Origin of the sequence: Microbispora sp. NPDC049125, assembly GCF_040802045.1 — a bacterium.
GTDB lineage: Bacteria > Actinomycetota > Actinomycetes > Streptosporangiales > Streptosporangiaceae > Microbispora.
Window position 1 is genome coordinate 1 of the sequence record NZ_JBEZDW010000053.1, and the last position, 15,959, is coordinate 15,959.

At 68.6% G+C, this 15,959-nt stretch carries 13 protein-coding genes and 1 CRISPR repeat array; of the genes, 3 read left to right on the forward strand and 10 right to left on the reverse strand.

Going from position 1 to position 15,959, the window contains the following annotated elements; genetic code table 11:
- The 6 genes from AB0B72_RS36950 to AB0B72_RS36975 all read right to left on the reverse strand — a co-directional run.
- Window positions 1–1,067 (reverse strand): type IV secretory system conjugative DNA transfer family protein (locus tag AB0B72_RS36950; protein ID WP_367744200.1); only part of this gene is annotated, 1,067 nt, incomplete at its 3' end.
- The gene (locus tag AB0B72_RS36955; protein ID WP_367744201.1) at window positions 1,064–2,437 is read right to left on the reverse strand and encodes a hypothetical protein; all 1,374 of its coding nucleotides are present in this window, start codon (window positions 2,435–2,437) and stop codon (window positions 1,064–1,066) included. The genes AB0B72_RS36950 and AB0B72_RS36955, both read right to left, overlap by 4 nt.
- Window positions 2,434–3,882, reverse strand: coding sequence for an SCO6880 family protein (locus tag AB0B72_RS36960; protein ID WP_367744202.1), 1,449 nt, complete (start codon window positions 3,880–3,882; stop codon window positions 2,434–2,436). Before AB0B72_RS36960 ends, AB0B72_RS36955 begins: the two co-directional genes overlap by 4 nt.
- The gene (locus AB0B72_RS36965; RefSeq protein ID WP_367744203.1) at window positions 3,879–5,048 is read right to left on the reverse strand and encodes a hypothetical protein; all 1,170 of its coding nucleotides are present in this window, start codon (window positions 5,046–5,048) and stop codon (window positions 3,879–3,881) included. Before AB0B72_RS36965 ends, AB0B72_RS36960 begins: the two co-directional genes overlap by 4 nt.
- Window positions 5,049–5,054: 6 nt before the next feature.
- Window positions 5,055–5,672 (reverse strand): hypothetical protein, encoded by a 618-nt coding sequence (locus AB0B72_RS36970; protein ID WP_367744204.1) that lies wholly within the window; start codon window positions 5,670–5,672, stop codon window positions 5,055–5,057.
- Entirely contained in the window at window positions 5,669–5,959 is a 291-nt protein-coding gene (locus AB0B72_RS36975; protein WP_367744205.1) for a hypothetical protein, read from the reverse strand. Before AB0B72_RS36975 ends, AB0B72_RS36970 begins: the two co-directional genes overlap by 4 nt.
- Window positions 5,960–6,152: 193 nt before the next feature.
- Between AB0B72_RS36975 and AB0B72_RS36980 the strand changes: the two genes are divergently transcribed.
- The 3 genes from AB0B72_RS36980 to AB0B72_RS36990 are packed head-to-tail and all read left to right on the forward strand — an operon-like array spanning window position 6,153 to window position 7,585.
- A complete protein-coding gene (locus AB0B72_RS36980) occupies window positions 6,153–6,428 on the forward strand; it encodes a helix-turn-helix domain-containing protein (protein ID WP_367744206.1) in 276 nt (91 codons plus the stop codon).
- 15 nt (window positions 6,429–6,443) lie between these two features.
- Window positions 6,444–7,367, forward strand: coding sequence for an NlpC/P60 family protein (locus tag AB0B72_RS36985; RefSeq protein ID WP_367744207.1), 924 nt, complete (start codon window positions 6,444–6,446; stop codon window positions 7,365–7,367).
- Window positions 7,364–7,585: a helix-turn-helix domain-containing protein gene (locus AB0B72_RS36990; protein ID WP_367744208.1), complete on the forward strand. Its 222-nt coding sequence runs from the start codon at window positions 7,364–7,366 to the stop codon at window positions 7,583–7,585. Before AB0B72_RS36985 ends, AB0B72_RS36990 begins: the two co-directional genes overlap by 4 nt.
- A 38-nt stretch (window positions 7,586–7,623) precedes the next feature.
- Window positions 7,624–11,750: direct repeats of the CRISPR family, unit length 30 nt; unit sequence GTTGCGACCCCTCGTAGGGGCGATGAGGAC.
- A gap of 121 nt (window positions 11,751–11,871) precedes the next feature.
- Here the strand turns inward: AB0B72_RS36990 and cas2 are convergent.
- The 4 genes from cas2 to cas3 are packed head-to-tail and all read right to left on the reverse strand — an operon-like array spanning window position 11,872 to window position 15,959.
- On the reverse strand, window positions 11,872–12,135 hold the full coding sequence (gene cas2, locus AB0B72_RS36995) for a CRISPR-associated endonuclease Cas2 (RefSeq protein ID WP_367744209.1): 264 nt from the start codon (window positions 12,133–12,135) through the stop codon (window positions 11,872–11,874).
- A 6-nt stretch (window positions 12,136–12,141) separates the two neighbouring features.
- Window positions 12,142–13,122, reverse strand: a complete 981-nt coding sequence (gene cas1b / locus AB0B72_RS37000) for a type I-B CRISPR-associated endonuclease Cas1b (RefSeq protein WP_367744210.1) — start codon at window positions 13,120–13,122, stop codon at window positions 12,142–12,144.
- Window positions 13,123–13,593: a CRISPR-associated protein Cas4 gene (locus AB0B72_RS37005; protein WP_367744211.1), complete on the reverse strand. Its 471-nt coding sequence runs from the start codon at window positions 13,591–13,593 to the stop codon at window positions 13,123–13,125.
- Window positions 13,594–13,616: 23 nt separating this feature from the next.
- Window positions 13,617–15,959, reverse strand: coding sequence for a CRISPR-associated helicase Cas3' (cas3, locus tag AB0B72_RS37010; protein WP_367744212.1), 2,343 nt, complete (start codon window positions 15,957–15,959; stop codon window positions 13,617–13,619).

Sequence of the window (15,959 nt, forward strand, 5' to 3'; positions counted from 1 at the left end):
ACCCACGAGATGATCGCCTCGTCCCGCAGCGCCTTGGCGGCGGTCCGGGCTGTCTGGTAGATGCCGTCGCGGGTCTCGACCGCGCCGTTCTGCGCACCCCGCAGGGACGAGGCCAGCAGGGAGAACCCGGCGGCCTCCAGCAGCTCGACCGGTGTCGGTACGGCCGGCGCGTCCAGCCACATGGCGACATCGCGCAGGGTGCGGCCGGAGGACGCGGCGGCCAGGAACAGGGCGCAGAGCAGGTCTTGAGCGGCAGGCCCCCACAGATCGCGCTTGTTGCCATCGTCGACGGTCAAGACGAAGTGCCCAGCCAGGCGGTGAGCGTCTTCCACGGTCGACAGACCACGCAGTGGATCCCACCACCAGACCTGCTCCTGGTAGGTGATGCGTTGGGGGTCGAACAGCCACACCGCGCCGTCGGCGGCGCGTAGTGCGGCGGTCGCCGCCCACAGGTCGGCCTTGTTGGAGGTGGCGATCACCGGGCCGGGCGCCGAGAGTACGTAGGGGATGCTCAGGCAGGTGGTCTTGCCCGACCTGGGCGCCATGAAGGCAACAATGGTGTCCTCCCAGGAGGCGTACAACGTGGGCCCGTTCCGCATGAGGTCGCCGAGTGGCAGTCCGATGTCGCATGGTGCCAGCGGCCCGGCCAGGGAGGGACGCAGCTCGCGGGCCTTCTTCTCCGCCGCGTCCGGCTTGAGTGCGGCGAGACCCGGGTTGTCCGCGAGTGCGGCCACCGGGTCCACCGGGTCGGGCAGCCGTCCGGTGATCGCCCACCAGGCAGCCAGGATCACGGCGAGCGCCGCAGTAATAAGGAGCGCTGCAACCGCGATGACGGCGGGGGTCGGCGTGCCCGGCCAGGCGGTAGACGTACGGCCTTCGAACACCTCCAGCGCGAAATCCAACCCGAACTCGTGCACCCGCCCGCCGAATAGGCCGCTTGCGATCCTGGCGGCGACCCAGATGAGGCCGAAGAAGGCCACGACGCCCCATCCGGCCAGCAACAATACCCATCCGCCGATCGCGCCGTGCGGGGTGAACCCGGCGCGCGGTCCCACGGCCCTCGTCATCGGATCGCCTGGTCGGTGTCGTACAGCTCGTGCTCGACGCCGACGAGTGCCAGCTCGACCGGGATGCCGAGCCGGTCGCCGGTCTTGATGAGGTACTTGCCGCGGCCAGGGTGGCGCGCCCCCGGCTGCCAAGAGTCCGGCGCCGACCAGGAGGCCACCAGCTCCTGCTCCGGCCCGGTCAGGCGAGTGATCTCGCTGACGCGGGCCAGCTCGCGCGGCGGCAGCCCGGCCAGCACGGTGATGGCACTTCGGTCGATGAACCCGCGTGCCTTGGCCCGGTCCTCCTCGGTGGGGAGAGCTTCCAGGTCGGCAAGCGAATGGGTGATCATGATCGACGCCATGCCCTTGGTCCGGTTGAGCCGGGTCAGGCTGTCGGCGTACTCGACCAGGCCAGGCGCTCCGCGCAGCGCGCGCCACAGCTCGTCCATCACCCCGAGGTAGGAGCGCCCCGCAGTGCCGTCGACCATGGCGAAGCCGTACGCCCACGTGCAGAGCATCGCAGCGGTCAGCAGCTTGTCGCCGGCCGCGCCGACCCGGGAGATGTCGACCGAGACCGCGGGCGCGGTCAGATCGAGGGGGCGGGTGGTCGGCCCGTCGAACACGCCCGCCAGCGACCCGGTGCACAGTAGTTCGAGGGTGAAGACGAGGTCGTTGACCCGCTCGCGATACCGATCGGAGTGGTCGGTTCGCGCGGCGGCACGCAGGGCTTCGGGGCCTTCCTCGAGTACGGCGAGCACGTCGGGCACGGTGGGCTCGGTCAGGCGTTCGTCGAGCAGGTCGATCGCCCGGCCGAGGATGACTTCTTCGACGTTGGTGATCGGCGCTTCGCGGATGAGTGTGCACAGTGCCATCAGCAGGGACAGCCGCCGTCCGCGCATCTCCCAGCGCATCCGCTCGGCTTCGGCCCCGCGCAGGGTGCGTACGGTGGCGCCGAGTGGGCCGGCGTCCAGCGGGTTGATCCGGTCCAGCCCCCTGCCGACGTGGATGACCTGGCCGCCGACGTGCTCGACGAGCATGGTGTAGTCGGGTTTGGTGTCGCCGAGGATGAGCGCGGTCGAGCCGAACGCGATGGCGCCGATGATGAGCCGTTTGACCAGGGTGGACTTGCCCGTGCCGGGCTGGCCGAGGACGAAGACGCCGGGGTTGGTGACGAGCCCGGCGCGCAGCCAGGCCAGCGGGTCGAGGCAGACGACCTCCCCGAACAGCTGATGGCGGCCGATCGGCGTGCCGACGGCGGGGGAGCCGGAGCCGGCCACGAAGGGGAACAGGCCGCACACCTGCGCTGTGGTCGCCTGGAACTCCACGCCGACCTCGACGTGCACGGCACGCCCGCCGTACGGCTCGCGCCATCCGCGTGCCGGTGTCTTCACCAGGACCTCCTCGTCAGCTCAGCGGGGCACACGCCGCAGGGCAGAGTGGTGGCGAACCCGGCCGACTGGCTGCCCCAAAGGCGGCGCAGCCGGATCCGGGAGGCCTCCGCGGCGGCCTCGGTGACGGCGACCGCACGAGTCAGGTCGTCTTCGTAGGTGACGGTGGTGGTGACGTAGAGCGTCACCAGCGTGACCCCCGCCCCGGTCGCCTCCTCGGCGGCGGCCTGGCGGGCACGTGCCTGGTCGTAGGCGTCGCGGGCGGTCTCGTCCCGGCCGGTCCGGCGGCGGTACTGCTCCCGGAACGCGGCGGCGTTGACCTCGTCTTCGAGCACCCGGGTCGCCTCGGCGGCGGGTAGCGGCCGGTATTGGAGGCTCACCCGCTTGGGGAATGGGCCCGGGGCGACCAGGCGGCTGAGCACGTCGGCGGGGACGTTCTGGCGCGGCGCCTCATGCCATGCCCAGCTCACGCTGACACCGCTGTCGTGCCGGTAGTGGTCGGGGTGCTCCTCGGCGCCGATCGGTCCCGCGTCCGCCCAGCTCAGGTTGGTGGCTCTGGCTGTGTCCGCGCGTGCTGCCGGGTCGTACGCGCTCCGCACGATCGAGGCCAGCTCCCCGGTGGTGGCCCGGCCGGTGACCGTGACACCGCACCCGCCGAGCGAGGAGGCCAGCGCGTCCAGGGACCGGCCCAGCTCGCCGATCGCGGTCGGCATGTCGTCCATTGCGGCGGGGGAGCGGGACGGGTCGAAGGTCACGCTGACGTAGGTGTCCACGCGAGCGGCCGTCCGTGGAGCCGTGCTCACGAGTTGCTTGATGAGCAGCGCCGCTGCCTCGGGAGCGTCGGGGGACAGCGCCTGGCCGACGGTGTCGGCGAGGGTGGAGCCGGGCTCGGGGGCGGTGTCGACGGTGACCGTGACCCAGCGGACGGCAGGCATGTGCCCGAGCGAGGCCAGCCAAGCGCCCCAGTTGGCCACCCAGGAGTCGGCGTTCGACCGCTCGGCCAGCCAGGTGGAGGCTGGCGACACCTTCAACGTCGCCGTGAACAGCCCGGTCTGCCGGTCCCACACGATGCCGTACTGCCGGCCGAACCCGTCCTCGGCCGACAGCAGCCGCGTCGCGGCCAGCACGCCCGGAAGCTGGAAGGCCCGCGGATGGGCGACGACAACACCGGCCTTGTAGAGGGTGTGACCGCGCGCCTTGCCGTACGACCAGCGCACCCGTCTCAGCACAAGATGGGCGATCGGGACGCCGCTCACCCGGATCAGCACCAGCGCACCGGCAAGGGCGGCAGGCGGCCCGGTGTAGATCGCGGCGCGCATATCGATCGACACCGCCAGCACCAGGGCGGTGAGTGAGCCCAGCGCGACGAACGTTCCCGCGGTGCCCAGGCCGAGCAGGCCGAGCCCGCGCCGCCTGCGCCAGCCGCCGTAGGTACGCAACTCCGTCATCGCTGGTGGTCCTCTCCCATGGAGTTCGCCGCGGTCCGCGCCCCGTTGGCCAGGCCGCTGACCGCGATGGCCGCAGCCGCTCCTGCTGCCGCAGCTCCTGCCGCCGCCCCGCCGGCTGCGGCTGGGCTCGAACCCGCCGCTGCTGGGGAGGCGCCTGGAGGAGAGGTCGGTGGGGCGCCGCCCGCCGCTTTCCCGCCGCTCAGTTGGGACGACAGAAAGCTCGCGTGGGTGCTCGCGTCCGTGGCAGGGGAGGCGGGGGCTGAGTTGCGGAACGCGCCGAGGGCCACCGCTCCGGCGATGCTCGCGCCGAGGATGCCGCCGCCCCCGCTCGCCGCCGCGAGTGAGCCCGTCGTCCAGGTGAAGAATTTCATCAAGACGGGCATCGCGATCAGCGACAGGAGAATCATCGTGAACGCCATGAGAATGGTCCGCGCGTCCTTGCCTTCGCCGACCATCGTGAACGACGTCGCGTACACCGCGGCGGCGGCGGGCTTGTAGAAGATGAGCGCCAGCATCCAGCCGGTCAGTTTGCGGAACCAGGGCTTGGTCAGCGCGGTCATCGCACCGGCGGCGGCCAGGGGGAGCAGGCCAGCCAGGATGACCAGCGCCGCCTCGCGGAACAGCATGAGGACGGCCTGGATCGCTCCGATCAAGATGGCGATGATGCCCAGCACGATTACTGCGCCAGGGGCCGCTCCGCTCAGGCCGAGGATCTTCGTGAGTCGCCTGCTGAAATCGTCGTTGGTGGCGGAGTTGAGCACCCAGGTGGACCAGGCGTCACCGGCCTTGACGAGCATCGAGGCGGTCAGCACCCCGATGGTAGAAGTCGCCGCGATGGTGACCAGGCCGGAGCCGACGTCGACCAGCGGGCTCCCCTTGCGGGTCAGCGCCATCTTGCCACCCGCGCTGATCATGCCGAGGAGGGCGACCGCGATGGCGATCGGCAGCGTCCACTGGCGTAGGTGGTCTACTGCGGACTCGGCAGCGAGATCCGGCGAGGGAACCTTCACCCACCAGGAGACGCTATTGCCCACCACCCAGGCCACGCCGTCCTGGATGGCCTTGGCGATCTCGCCGAGCACGCCATTGGCGGCGCCCGCTGCCATCCGGCCCACGAGATGCTTGGCGACGACGCAGGTGGGGGAGATCAAGTTCTCGCATGACATGGTGACTCACCCCTCGAAGGGCGTGTAGCCGTCGAGGGACTTCAGCTCGGTCGCCATGTTGCTCCAGTCGCCGTCGAGCGGTGCCACGACGCGCCAGTCAGCCTCGTGCCAGACGACCTGAATGCGGGTGGTTGCGCGGACCGTGGTGCCGCGAGGGTCGGGCCCGGCGCTGACGATGTCCACGGCGGCGGCATCAGGCGTGTAGCTCTCCCAGCGGTAGGCCTCCTCGTCAACGAAGGCTTTGCCGAGCGGGCTGCCCTGCGAGAGCCCCGCCTCCTGCCTGCTCTCCTCGTATTGATTCCGCGTCTGCTCCAGCAGCCGGTCGGCATCCGGGCCGGTCACCTGCTCGGTGATGGTCGGCTCAAATACGGCCGGGCCCCACTGCGAGTTCGCGCGTACGGCGATGTGCAGCGCGGCGAGCAGAGCGCCTTGCCGGGTGCGGGTGAAACCCTGGGCCCGATCGTGGTCGAGCACGCGAGGGCCGTCGGCGTCCGATAGCGGTAGCCGTACGCCGTGGAAGTCCTGCCACGTGATGTGCGGCTGGCGAGGTGACGGCGCCGGGGTCGGTGACGTGCCGCAAGCGCAGGCGGTGAGCAGCACCAGCAGGAGGACCGATGCCTTCATCGCAGGAACATCCCGACAATGCCGGACGCGGTCGCGGCCAGGCTGAGCCCGCCAAGCACCCACGGGATGCCGGAGGCGCCGTCGGCGGCGAAGGACGAGCGGTTCTTGCGGCCGATCGCCATCTGAGCGCCGCAGATGAGCAGGCCGGCGACGCCGGAGACGATCACGCCCCACTTGGCCCAGCCGAGGATCGTGGTGATCGGCTTGTCCAGGCCTGGCGGTGCGATCGGCTGCGGATTCGGCACCGGTGCCGCTTGGACCATGTCGAGCACTGCGCTGACCAGCATGCTTGCCCTCCCTTTGCTGACGTGACTCCACGGATTGTCGCAATGAGTAGCGTGCTCGTCACGCTACGTGGGTACCTTCCAGAGCGCAAGCAGCCTCAAACGGCTACATCCACCTTCAGACGTTCACAAGGAGTGCTGTCCCAGTCACGTAGGGGAAACTAGTCAGGGGACCGCTGACCGATAGGGAGTGACGATGACCGAGCCGCTTGGCCGTGACCCGGACGTGCTGACCACCAAGGAACTCGCCAGCAAGCTCGGATTGTCGGCCCAGACCGTCCGCCGGATGGCCAACGCCGGCCAGATCCCGGCGCTGAGGACGGGCAAGGACTACCGGTACTCCTGGAACGCGGTCCTCGACGTGCTGCGACAGCCCCATCCGACAACGGGGGGCATGAACGATGACCAGACCAGGCCGGGCGCTGGACGGCCGGCGACACAGCAAGCCAAGGAGCGCGTACGGGAGCTGTGATCCCGTCCGGTCCCGGTGACCGCGCGGCTGCTCCTGGCGGCCGCATGCCTGGTCATCGCGGTGCCGCTGGGGCTGGTCCTCGCGTTCACGGCGTTGGGTGGCGCGGCCGGCTGCGGACAGGGGCAGGCGCGGGGCATCCCGCCGGACTACCTGCGGCTGTACCAGCAGGCCGGGCAGGCGTACGGCATCCCCTGGCAGGTGCTCGCCGGCATCGGCAAGGCCGAAAGTAACCATGGACGTGGTGACGGTGCCGGCATTCGCGCCGGCGCGAACCTCGCAGGCGCGATGGGGCCGATGCAGTTCCTCGGCACGACGTGGAAGACGTACGGCGTCGACGGGAACGGCGACGGGAGGACGGACGTCTACGACCCGGCCGACGCGATCCCGTCGGCGGCGAAGTACCTGAAGGCGAGCGGCGCACCGGGAGACCTGTACCGGGCCGTCTGGCGCTACAACCACGCCGACTGGTATGTGCGCCGCGTGCTCGCCTTCGCCCGCGAGTACTCGGGCTCATTCGGGACGGTAGGGGAGGAACTGTGCGCGCTCCCCGCTGCTCCGAATGCCGTCGCCGGGCGCGTCGTGGCGTACGCGCGGATGCAACTCGGCAAACCGTACGTCTGGGGTGCTGAGGGACCGGGCTCGTTCGATTGCTCTGGGCTGACGATGCGCGCCTACCAGTACGCCGGGATCCTGCTGCCGCGCGTCGCCGCTGACCAGTGGCGCCAGGGGCCCGCGATTGCTCGCGGACAGGAGCAGCCGGGGGACCTGATCTTCATGCACCCGGGCGCGGGCGGCCCGGGGCATGTCGGGGTGGTCGTCGCCCCTGGCCAGATGATCCACGCGCCGCACACCGGAGACGTGGTGCGCTACGCGTCCTATTCCACTCGTCCTGACGTGGTCGGGTTCACCCGGCCAACACTCTCGTGGGAGAAGAGATGAAGGGCCTCACCTTGGCGGAGCTGCAGCAACTCCCCGCCACCGTCGACCTGCTCACCGCGGCGCGGGCCCTCGGCCTCGGTCGGACCAAGGCGTATGAGCTGGCGAAGCGGGGCGAGTTCCCCTGCCGCATCATCCGCGTCGGCGTCGCCTACCTCGTCCCAACGGCCGAGCTCTTGAGGCTCCTCGGCGTAGAACCATCCACCCGGGAGGGGCGATGAGGCTCCCGGACGCCGAGGCCGGACGGCAGCTCCTAGGCGATGCAACCCCTCGTAGGGGCGATGAGGAAAGGATCACCATGTACCCCGAGGTCGAGAACTCCTTGTTGCGACTCCTCGTAGGGGAGATGAGGACGCCCGCGTGCGCGGGCTACCGCGCCGCTTACACGGAGGTTGCGACCCCTCGTAGGTGCGATGAGGACTCGGCCCATATGACCGTTGCCTGGTCAAAGCATCCAGTTGCGACCCCTCGTAGGGGCGATGAGGACCAAGGCCGAGGGCCGCGCCCAGACGTTCCAGGAGTACGCGTTTCGACCCCTCATAGGGGCGATGAGGACTGCTGAACGGGGTGTTGAGCGGGTCGTGCACCCAGGTGTTGCGACCCCTCGTAGGGGCGATGAGGACCTCCTGCCCGTACGGCGCATCACGGGGCGCGTAAACGTTGCGACTCCTCGTAGGGGAGATGAGGACGCGGTCAACGCCGACATCAACGGCGTGGCCTTGTCCATGTTGCGACCCCTCGTAGGGGCGATGAGAACTGCGGCGGCGCACAACAGCAACAGCGCCACGGGAGAGTTGCGACCCCTCGTAGGGGCGATGAGGACGCGTCCGCCGCCGTGCAGGCCGAGGGGGAGACCCGAGTTGCGACCCCTCGTAGGGGCGATAAGGATTTGCGTTCCATCCACGCGGCCATGCGGGTCAGGGTGCGTTGCGACCCCTCGTAGGGGCAATGAGGACCCCGGTGGGCGGTCGAGCCTGAGGAGGTGTTCCGCGGTTGCGACCCCTCGTAGGGGCGATGAGGACGCGCGAACATCCACGCACTGCTCAACGACTGGCTGCGCCTGTTGCGACCCCTCCTAGGGGCGATGAGGACTGGTGCTCAGTTCTGCTTGAACTTGCCGGCGGCGTGTTGCGACCCCTCGTAGGGGCGATGAGGACGCCAACATCGCGTGGCCGCCCCTCAAGTCATAAGGGTGTTGCGACCCCTCGTAGGGGCGATGAGGACCGAGGAGTACGTCCACGCGCTCGCTCGATACGAGTTGCGACCCCTCGTAGGGGCGATGAGGACCGGGAGATGGCCATCGCCAACGGCGTCGCTCCCGAGTTGCGACCCCTCGTAGGGGCGATGAGGACCTCTCCATCATCACGGGTGAGTATGACCCCGAAGCGTTGCGACCCCTCGTAGGGGCGATGAGGACGCAGCGGGCGCGGCTTCTCCGGGGACTGCAACATCCTGTTGCGACCCCTCGTAGGGGCGATGAGGACCATCAGGCCCGAACCAGGTCCCCGCGCGGTGCAGCTGTTGCGACCCCTCGTAGGGGCGATGAGGACGACGTTGCCCTCATCGAGGCCGGCCCCGTCGTCGCGTTGCGACCCCTCGTAGGGGCGATGAGGACATTACCGCGCCAACGGTGAGGGACGTGTCCCATACAGGTTGCGACCCCTCGTAGGGGCGATGAGGACCCCGGCGGGGGCACACACGGACCGCCGGCGCCGCTGTTGCGACCCCTCGTATGGGCGATGAGGACCGGCTAGCCGTTCGGTACGGACCTCTCGCTCACCTCAGGTTGCGACCCCTCGTAGGGGCGATGAGGACACGGGACGACCATCAGCAATCAGAACTGGTACGGTTGCGACCCCTCGTAGGGGCGATGAGGACCGACGCGCTGCGGATCGGGCTGTTCCAGGACGGCACGTTGCGACCCCTCGTAGGGGCGATGAGGACCCGCGAGGTCGAGAAGGTGCTGCGCAAGTACGCCCGGTTGCGACCCCTCGTAGGGGCGATAAGGACGAGGGCGGGGACATCCTCGACTGGGGCGAGGAAATGTTGCGACCCCTCGTAGGGGCGATGAGGACCTGACCAAGTACCCGTCCATCCCGACCTACCACGAGATGTTGCGACCCCTCGTAGGGGCGATGAGGACCCGGAGGTCGAGCTCGACTGGCTGGATGGGGGCTAGTTGCGACCCCTCGTAGGGGCGATGAGGACGGCCGAGTGGCCCCCGCAGCCCGGCGACCTGTGGCGGTTGCGACCCCTCGTAGGGGCGATGAGGACCAGGGAGCGCCTGGCGGACGGCCCCGGCGACATCGAGTTGCGACCCCTCGTAGGGGCGATGAGGACCTCACCGGCGCGTTGGGGCCCTTCACCATAGCGGGTTGCGACCCCTCGTAGGGGCGATGAGGACCTCCGGGATGAGATTGGGGCGGCCCTGGGCTACCGTTGCGACCCCTCGTAGGGGCGATGAGGACGTCTCGCGTGGATCACGGCGACGGCGGGCGCAAGATCTGTTGCGACCCCTCGTAGGGGCGATGAGGACCCGGTCGACATCGGGGGATTCACCGTCCCGTTCGTCGTGTTGCGACCCCTCGTAGGGGCGATGAGGACTGACGAGTGTCTGTGTGACGGGTGCATGGACTCGTAGTTGCGACCCCTCGTAGGGGCGATGAGGACGCCTTCCTTGGCCATGGCCTCGGTGATCTCATGGTGTTGCGACCCCTCGTAGGGGCGATGAGGACATCGGTCGAGGCGAAGTGGACGTTGGCGAAGTGCTCGGTTGCGACCCCTCGTAGGGGCGATGAGGACGCCTGGATCCGAATCTTGCGCAGCCATTCGGCGTGCTCGTTGCGACCCCTCGTAGGGGCGATGAGGACGGCGGCCTGGCCGCCGCGATCGGGTGGCTCCAAGTGGCGACCCCTCGTAGGGGCGATGAGGACGACGGCAAAGGGACGTGCGGGGTCAGCCCTCGTGTTGCGACCCCTCGTAGGGGCGATGAGGACCTCCCCACTCGTCGCACAGGTCAAGACGGCCACGTTGCGACCCCTCGTAGGGGCGATGAGGACCGGGGCGGACACGGGACGCTGCCGCTGGTCAGCGCGTTGCGACCCCTCGTAGGGGCGATGAGGACCCGGGCCGCACGGCCGCCGTACCCCCAGGCGGCGCGTTGCGACCCCTCGTAGGGGCGATGAGGACGGCGATGAGGACCACACGGCCACGCAGGAGCGCCTCAACGAGCTGTTGCGACCCCTCGTAGGGGCGATGAGGACGGGCACGAGCAAAGCCACGGTGCACGCCCAGTACAGGTTGCGACCCCTCGTAGGGGCGATGAGGACGGGTTGAGCCTGCGCCGATCGCGGAAGGTGCCGAGTTGCGACCCCTCGTAGGGGCGATGAGGACGGGCCCAGCCCTCCTTGGAATCCCCGAAGTAGATCACGTTGCGACCCCTCGTAGGGGCGATGAGGACTCTTCAGCTGGCCCAGCATGAAGTCCATGTACCGGCGTTGCGACCCCTCGTAGGGGCGATGAGGACAACCGCGCCAGGAGTGACCAGTGCCCGCCAAAGCCCGTTGCGACCCCTCGTAGGGGCGATGAGGACCTGGGCACACACAATGGTGTAACCCTTATCCCTAAGGGGTTGCGACCCCTCGTAGGGGCGATGAGGACTGGACTAAGGAAGCTTCGGACTTTATCTCTAAGTCCAGTTGCGACCCCTCGTAGGGGCGATGAGGACCGGGTATCTATGTGACACTCATAGTCTTCTATGCCGCGTTGCGACCCCTCGTAGGGGCGATGAGGACCCACGCTTCCCACGGTCCGCATCCGGGCGCATCTGTTGCGACCCCTCGTAGGGGCGATGAGGACATGACGCGGTCACGGGTGATCGGGGGAGGCCAATCCTGTTGCGACCCCTCGTAGGGGCGATGAGGACCGATCAGCAGGATGGGCGCGTCAGCGCCATCGGGGCGTTGCGACCCCTCGTAGGGGCGATGAGGACATCTGAACGGGATGTGGGCCCCGGACTACAAGGGGTTGCGACCCCTCGTAGGGGCGATGAGGACCCCGCTCCGGCTACCAGGTGTACTCGCCCGAGGACACGTTGCGACCCCTCGTAGGGGCGATGAGGACCGCTCACCCGTGGAGACTCCGCCGCAATGAGCGAAGTGTTGCGACCCCTCGTAGGGGCGATGAGGACATGTCCCAGAGCACCCCCCATGACACGAAGTTCGCGTTGCGACCCCTCGTAGGGGCGATGAGGACCGTTGAGCTGGCACAACACCTCGGTGGCCTGTGCCGGTTGCGACCCCTCGTAGGGGCGATGAGGACCCCAGTGATACAGCTCATTCCCGGGGCATTCGGTAGGTTGCGACCCCTCGTAGGGGCGATGAGGACCCCAGTATAAAGTCGCAGGTCATCACATGCTCTACCGAAGAGTAAGTCCCGATTTTTGCAGTGAACCTCCGGTAGTGCAGAACACCCGGGAGGTTTGCTGCAATTCCATGATCCATAGTGCTTAAAGGATGTCGCTGGGCGCTGGCTGGGCAACGCCCCATTCCTGGCGCTCGGGGGTCGTGCCGGGCGGGAACGTGAAGACCAAGACGCTGTCGTACGACGCGTCGATTACATCCTCGACCCTATGACGGAACCTTCGGAGCTGCGCTGGGCTCAGTGCCCCCTCAAACACGCTTCGCTGCACGTGATGCAGGTATTGGCGGCATAGGCGCAGGATGGCCGCGTTGCGCTTGGCCAGGGTGTCATACACCACCACGACGTACACGCCGTCTCACCACCAGATTCTGAACGGCTTGTACGGCGTGCCCTCCAGGCACCGGCGGGTGAGCTGAAGGGCTTCGAGATACAGCAGCTCGTCGTAGGCGACGTTGCGGCCCAGCGCCCGGTGCTGGATCGTCACGGCCAGCTCGTCTCGGACGGTCTGCACCACGAGCTTTCGCCCCGCCTCACTAAGCATGGCCTGGTTGACGTCCACGTCGAAGTGAGCAGGTTTCAGCTGACCTCGGCCTGCGAGCCGGAGCAGCAGCCGCTCGGCGAACAGCGGCTTGAACACCTCGGCGAGGTCCAGGACCAGTGAGTGGCGCTGGCGCTCCATCGTGCTGTGCAGGAAGGCCACGCCCGAGTGCAGCGGAGTGAGCCGGATGGCGGACAGTACGCGTGCGTAGACGATGCCGTTGACGTAACTGATGAACGCGTTCCCAGCGTTGAGTGGGGGCCTGCGGCTGCGCCCTTCGAGCCGCAGCCAGTCGGGCAGACGAGTGTCCAGCACGGCCCAGGCCGATCGGCGGAAGGTGCCCTCCGCGCCCATCAGTTCCTCACGGGTGGAGGCGTCGGCGATGGAGGCTTCAAGTACGGCCATCGGCCGGGTCAGCAGCTTGCGGTCGACCACTCGGCGGACGTTGGCGGCGGCGCCTGCGACGATCGCGCGAGCGATCGCCAGTGAGGCGACGGGGTCCGAGGCCAGCCGGACTTGGGCGATCACTGTCTGCCCAGAGACGCTGGTCTCGGAGGTCAGTAGCGACCCGGCGTAGTCGCCGTAGTGGCTGAGGAAGTGGAGGTTGATGCGATGCTGATTTAGAAGGCTGATCACGGCCGTGTTGATGTCGACGGCTTCGCAGGCGACGATGTCCCGCACATCGGTGATCGGAATGTGCACGGGTGAGCCCTCGTCCCGTTCGATCCGCAGTGACTGGTCTTTGCGGCGGATCCGGCAGGAGGTCGTGAGCCAGTACGTTCGGGTGGCGGTGGGCATCTACTCGTTCCAGCAGTAGTCGGCGTAGGAACAGCCCCGGCAGCCCGATCGGGCGAGTCGCGGCGGGGAGGTAGTCGCGGACATGACGGTCAGGACCTCGGCGATGTCGGCCTCGGCTGCTTCGGCCGCCTGCTCGGTGTACGGCAGGCGCTTCGTGCGGCGAGTCTTGGGATAGTGCAAGATTCCGCCCTCTGCGGCGACCCCCACGGCGTGCAGCCGGTAGCAGTAATGCATCGCCTGGGCCTCGTCCGCCCGGCTCGGCCGCGAAGATGACTTGATCTCGTGGACCCAGGCGGCACCGTCCAGGTGATCGAGCTTCGCGGCACCGAGGTCGATCGGGGAACTGCGGGTGTATGAGGTCTCGTGGACCGCCTCGCCAGTCTGAACTGTGGTGCTGAGGTGCTCCGGGCGCACCCCGCGCGCGTACAGCCAGAGCTGTCGCCGGCAGTGGTGGAGGTACTTGACGTGCACACCCCCTATGTCATCCGGGCCGATCACAGCACCTCACCCGCCTGATAGACCTGGGCGGCGCGGCCGTGGATCTCTCCCAGGCCGAGCCGCTCGTCGTACTCGGCGTCGACTATGCGCACGCCGAGCCGCTTCTCCCAGGACGTCAAGGGTGCGGCCCAGTACGGCATCGGGATCAGGTAGCGCTCGGCGAGCAGACGGCCGGCAGCGCTGTTCCCGGTCACCTGGTCGAGGCTCGCCTCGTAGGCGTCGCGATCCCTGGTCAGCACCGCCTCCGTTCCGTCGAAGAGCTCGTCGAACAGCTCGCTGAGTTCGTCCCGGCTGACGAACGGATGCGCGAAGCCCAGAAACGCATCGGTGAACTCCGCCTGATGGCGGAGGACTTCGTCGCACCATGCCTGGCCCCATGCGGTGCCGTACACCTCGTCGAGCCACACCCTCGCCTGTGTCTCGTCGACCTCCGCGCCGTCGTGACGGCTGAGGATGTTCCATCCCTCTTCGACGGGCACCCGGGGGTAGACGCCGTCAGCGAATTCCTCGCTTCCCTTGCGCCGGGGAGCGAAGGCCGCCGGATGCACCACCACGTCGGCAGGCGGCCGGGCGGCGATCCGGTTCACCCTGCCGAACCGTTGTAGCAATGCCTCAAGTGGCGCAGCCGAGGTGAACAGGCAGTCGAAATCGACATCCAGGCTCACCTCGACCACCTGAGTGGCGACGACCAATCCCGGGCGCCGCAGTCCGCCCGTGCCGAAGCGCGCAGTGATCGCCGCCTCCAGGGCCGAGCGGTCCATCCGGCGGAACCGCGAGTGCAGCAGAAAGGCAGTGTCGACTTCCGGCTCCAGCTCGGCGAACAGATGCTGGGCGTCGGCCACATTGTTGGCCACGACGAGCACCGACTCCTGTCCCGACAGCCTGCTCCGAATTTCGTCGACAGACGCGCTGTCGGTCAGATGCCGCTCGCGCAGCACCAGCCGGTGCCGCCGCCGTAGGCCCTCCGTCGATGCCTCGACCAGATGGACGTCCTGCCTCAGTGCCTCACGGAACAGGCGTGCCAGCGCATCCGGAAGCGTGGCCGACAGCACGGCGACGCGCCCGCCGAGCCGTTCCCACAGCTGCGCCGTCGCCAGGATGTATCCGAGTCGCCGGGGTTCATAGGCATGCAGCTCGTCCAGCACGAACACGGAGTTCGCGACGTCGACAAGCGTGCCAGAGTGCGCCGGGCCGGCCAGCACGCCGCGCAGGATCTGGTACGGCGTGCCCACCCGCACGGTCTCTCGGAACAGCCGTGTGGCCGCCGCGCGTGAGACGGCCTTCCTCGCGGCGTCGGCATGCTCGCCCTCCCCGTCCTGCGGACAGATTGCTGCGGCGAGGTGGTAGGAGGCTGCCCGCGAGTGCATCACCCCCACCAGGGTCTCGTCTCCCAGCAGGTCTCCGAGCCGTACGGCCATGGCGTTGATTGAGGCGAGATAGGGAAGTGTGAAGAAGACCCTCGGCACGCCGCCGGTCGCCTGGCTGATCGCCATGGCCTGCGAGGCCGCCCACAGCAGACCCGCCTCGGTCTTTCCTGAGCCGGTCGGGGCGCGCATCAGGAGATGTCCGTCGATCGACGCGGCCCCGAGCTGATGCGGGCGCAGAGCCCGGCCCTGGTCAGCGAACGCCTTCTCCAGCAAGGGCCGGAATTCCGCGTCGAGAGGCTGGCACGCGTGAAGGCTGCCGTGGGCGGAGGAGACATGGTCAGCCAGCGTGACCGCTCCTTGGAGTAGCACCGCCGTCAGCCCCTCGTTCTGCGGGACCGGCATTTCCCACCGGTTCACGAGCAGAGCGAACGTCTGCCGGGCCGCGCTGATCACCTCCATCTGGCCACAGGCGCCGGAGGTCACCGGCAGACCCGCCTGTCGAGCTGTGCGTTCCAGCCATTCGTGGAGCTCGGCGGCGACGTCGCCGGGGATCGGGTGGAGTCGGCCGCGCCACTCCTCTTCCGGCACGGCGCCGTAGGCATGGATGAGCGGCCCACGCCCTCCCTCCAGTGACCTATGGTGAGTGGCGACGCCGGTGGCCACCCAGGTGAGCAGGCGTTCGTCACCGATCAGGTTCGGCAGGAAGCCGAGCGACACGACCTCGTGCCGCTCTCCCCACGCTCGGACGAGGCCCTTGAGCATCGCCTGGAACCCGTCCGGGATCTTCCCCGCGTCATGACAGAGTGCGGCCAGGCAGGCGGCCGTCCAGAAGAGCCCCTCAGTCACCTGGTCGGCGACGGCGATGACCCCGACACGTCGTCGCAGTGCCTGAGCACCGTCCAGGGTGGCGGACAGGTGCGCGGTGAGCTTCTCCGGCGGGAAGCTCTTGGCCTGTATGTCCTCAAGCGCCAC